Annotated in this window: 4 protein-coding genes; 3 read left to right on the forward strand and 1 reads right to left on the reverse strand. The window is 71.9% G+C overall.

What is annotated here, in order from left to right:
* The 3 genes from AA75_RS38045 to AA75_RS38055 all read left to right on the forward strand — a co-directional run.
* The coding region (locus AA75_RS38045; protein ID WP_233289363.1) for a thiamine pyrophosphate-dependent enzyme at window positions 1–916 on the forward strand (916 nt) is incomplete at its 5' end.
* A complete protein-coding gene (locus AA75_RS38050) occupies window positions 913–1,098 on the forward strand; it encodes a hypothetical protein (protein WP_033825007.1) in 186 nt (61 codons plus the stop codon). The genes AA75_RS38045 and AA75_RS38050, both read left to right, overlap by 4 nt.
* 252 nt (window positions 1,099–1,350) lie before the next feature.
* The gene (locus AA75_RS38055) at window positions 1,351–1,794 is read left to right on the forward strand and encodes a DoxX family protein (RefSeq protein ID WP_082527142.1); all 444 of its coding nucleotides are present in this window, start codon (window positions 1,351–1,353) and stop codon (window positions 1,792–1,794) included.
* Between the two features lie 735 nt (window positions 1,795–2,529).
* Here the strand turns inward: AA75_RS38055 and AA75_RS50320 are convergent.
* Window positions 2,530–2,943: an SsgA family sporulation/cell division regulator gene (locus AA75_RS50320; RefSeq protein ID WP_033825016.1), complete on the reverse strand. Its 414-nt coding sequence runs from the start codon at window positions 2,941–2,943 to the stop codon at window positions 2,530–2,532.
* Between the last annotated feature and the right edge of the window lie 496 nt (window positions 2,944–3,439).

Here is a 3,439-nt window from a genome sequence, read left to right on the forward strand (position 1 = left end):
GGCCGCCCGAGCCGTGCAGATCGACCTCGACCCCTCGATGGTCGGCCTGCGCTATCCGTTCGAGCTGAACATGGTGGGCGACGCCACGGAGACCCTCAAACGGCTGCTGCCGCTGCTGGAGTTCAAGGAGGACCGCACCTGGCGCCGGACCGTCGAGACCAACACCGCCCGCTGGTGGGAGGTGATGGAGCGCCGGGCCGCCGTCGACGCCGACCCGATCAACCCCGAGCACGTCGTGCACGCGCTGGACGCACTACTGCCGGACAACGCCGTGCTGGCCGCCGACTCCGGCTCCTCGGCCAACTGGTATGCGCGCCACCTGCGGATGCGCGGCTCGATGCGCGGCTCGCTCTCCGGCACCCTCGCCACCATGGGACCCGGCGTCCCCTACGTGATCGGCGCGAAGTTCGCCCACCCCGACCGGCCCGCCATCGCCATCGTCGGCGACGGCGCGATGCAGATGAACGGCCTCGCCGAACTGATCACCGTCGCCAAGTACTACCAGCAGTGGACCGACCCGCGCCTGATCGTCGCCGTCCTCAACAACCAGGACCTCAACCAGGTCACCTGGGAGATGCGCGCCATGCAGGGCGCCCCGCAGTTCGAGCCCTCCCAGGCGCTGCCCGACGTCCGCTACGCCGACTTCGCCGTCCAACTCGGCCTCTACGGAGCCAGGGTGGAAACGCCCGAAGCGGTCGAGCAGGTCTGGCGCCAGGCGCTGGCCGCGGACCGGCCGTTCGTCATCGACTTCCGCACCGATCCGGCCGTCCCGCCCATCCCGCCGCACGCCACGCTCGACCAGATCCTCGCCGCCGCCTCGGCCGTCGTCCACGGCGACAGCGACCGCGGATCCATGGTCAAGCAGGGCCTCAAGGCGAAGATCCAGGAGATGCTGCCGGGTAGCGGCAAAGAGTGAGCACGACGAGCCTGACCTCCCTGACAAGGCACCCGGCCCGCCCGGCCGGACTCCTGCCGCGCGCGGCGCACGACGTACGGCACGGCCGCATCGAACGGTCCCTGTCGCTGCTGATGTCCGGCGGCGCACTGGCCACCGCCGCCGAGATCTACCTGGAGCACGACTGCTGGAGGCAGCCATGAGGCTGACCGGGCCGGCCCGGTTCTGAGGCGCACCACCCCCGTGGGGATGCCCGAGCACGGCCCCGGCCCATCCACGCGCAGGCGTCGCACGGTCGGCTGCACCGGCACCCGGCCCGACCCGGCTTCGCCTCGTCGAGCTCCGGCCCGCAGCGGATTGCGGGGCGAATCGACCTCAGACCTGGCTGTTGCCTCGGTTCCGGTCCGATGCCACCGTTGGCGATTGACTGCCCGGGATCCGGAAAGGCGCCTGGTATGTCCATCTTGAGAGCCTGTGCACGACCGATGCTGGCGTCGATGTTCCTCTACGGAGGAGCCGATGCCGTCCTGAACCCCGCCCGTCTGGAGTCCACCGCCGAACCCGTGGTCGACTCGCTGGCGGATCACGTCCCCACGGTTCCGCAGCAGACCAGGACCGCGATCCGGCTCAACGCCGCGGCGCAGTTGGCGGCCGGTGCCCTGCTGGCCACCGGCCGCCTCACCCGGCCCGCCGCGCTCGTTCTGGCCGCGACGCTCGTCCCGGTCACCCTGGCCGGCCACCGGTTCTGGGAGATCAAGGACGATGAGGAGCGCGCCCAGCAGCGCATTCACTTCCTGAAGAACCTCTCGATGTGCGGCGGACTCCTGCTCGCGGTCGCCGACGCAGGCGCCGGTCCGTCCCTCGGCTGGCGCGCCCGCCACCACCAGTGGACTTCATGACACGGCCTCCCGGAGCAAGCCCCGGAACCCGGGCACCACGTGCCATCCCCCATCGCGGTCCGGCCCGGGGAGCGCGGTGCGGGCGTCCCACGGTTCCACGGTCCAGGCCGACACCCTGCTCGTTGCGGCCGGCCGCGTACCGAACAGCGACGACGGCGCCTGTGCCACGCCATGTTCGAGACCGCCGGAGAGCAAATCGCCGGTGCTGACGGATCTGCCCATGGCGCCTCGGTGGTCCATAGCCACGGCGCGTCACAGATGACCGGAAGGACGGCGAGGGGCAGGCACAGAGCCGCGGCGGCGGTGAACACGGCGTCCGCGACCGGGTTCCGGCCCCAGCGCGGGAGGCCGAGCGGCAGATGGACCACCGCGGTGGCGATCAGCGTGGCAGCGGCCGGCCGCCGCAGCGCTGAGCGGTCCGGTGGCCCCGGACCCGCACTGCCAACCGCGGCACTTGCGTCCGCTCGCCCGCGGTCTCCACGGCTGCCCCCCGCAGGATCGCCCAATGGCGCTTGTTCCTCGGACAGCTCGACCGGCTTGCCCGATTGGCCTGACTCGGGTCTGGACTGTAGGGGGTGGGCTGGTCGGGCGACGTCGGTGACGGGACGCAGCGCCACCGCCGGCGACTTCCTCGACCGGATGGCTCGCCGCCGAGCGCAGCAGCGCCCCCGCCGGGTTCTCGCCGGGTGGGTCCCAGGAAACGCGACTCCCTGCCCCGCCGCGGCCGCGGCTCGGTCAGGTGGACTGGCGGAGCAGCGAGGCCACCGTGCCGGGCCAGCGCACGCGCTCCTGCTCGGTACCGGCGGGGACCGCCTCGAAGGTCCGGGCCAGGAAGGAACACAGCTCCTGGGACGAGATGAGGGCAACGGCGTGGCCGCTGGGCGAATGGAACTCCAGGAGAGCCAGGTCGGCGCCGCACGGACGGACGCGCAGGTCACCGAGACCCGCCGGGGCCCGCAGGCCCGCGGTGAACAGCTCGCGCGCCGCGATCCAGGCCACCGTCCCGTGACCCCCGCGCCGGGCGTCGCCACCCACGTCCAGATGGAGCGCGAACGGGTCGTCGGGGTAGTAGCGGAACCTGATGCGCACCGATCGGAGCTCCGGTCCGGCGACCGAAGCCTCGACCACCGTCTCGATGATCTGCGGCATTCCCCCCCCACCCCTCTTCCGCTCTCTGCCGAAGTCCCGGCTACCCCCGCAATCCGGGGCGAAGCACTGGAAGCACGTGGACTCCTGGTCGGCCACTGCGACGGGGAAACGGTCGGTCCTGCCGTACGGGTTCCAGCCCGCCCACAGGTACATCGCCCCGTGGAGCAGCGGGACCGGCCAGAGCAGCAGTGGCACCGAGCGGCGGAGCAGCCGGAAGGCCGCAGCTCCAGCAGGGGCCTTATAGCGGTCATGCGCTCTCCTCGGGTGCTCGGCGAGCCGGCTCCTGGGGTGCGCGGCCATCTCAACACCGGGAATCTCCACCCACCATCCAGTTCCCGGAACGGCGGCCTCATGCTTGTCGGCCGCGCCACACCGCCCCGCGCCGAACGTGCGGAGGTCGGCCGATTGGCTGCCCGGACGCGGGGCAGGCGTCACCGTGTACGAAATGTCCGAGCATGTCGACCCGGAAGGGGACCGCTGTGACCAGGGTGAAGGA

Origin of the sequence: Kitasatospora sp. MBT63, from assembly GCF_000710465.2 — a bacterium.
GTDB lineage: Bacteria > Actinomycetota > Actinomycetes > Streptomycetales > Streptomycetaceae > Kitasatospora.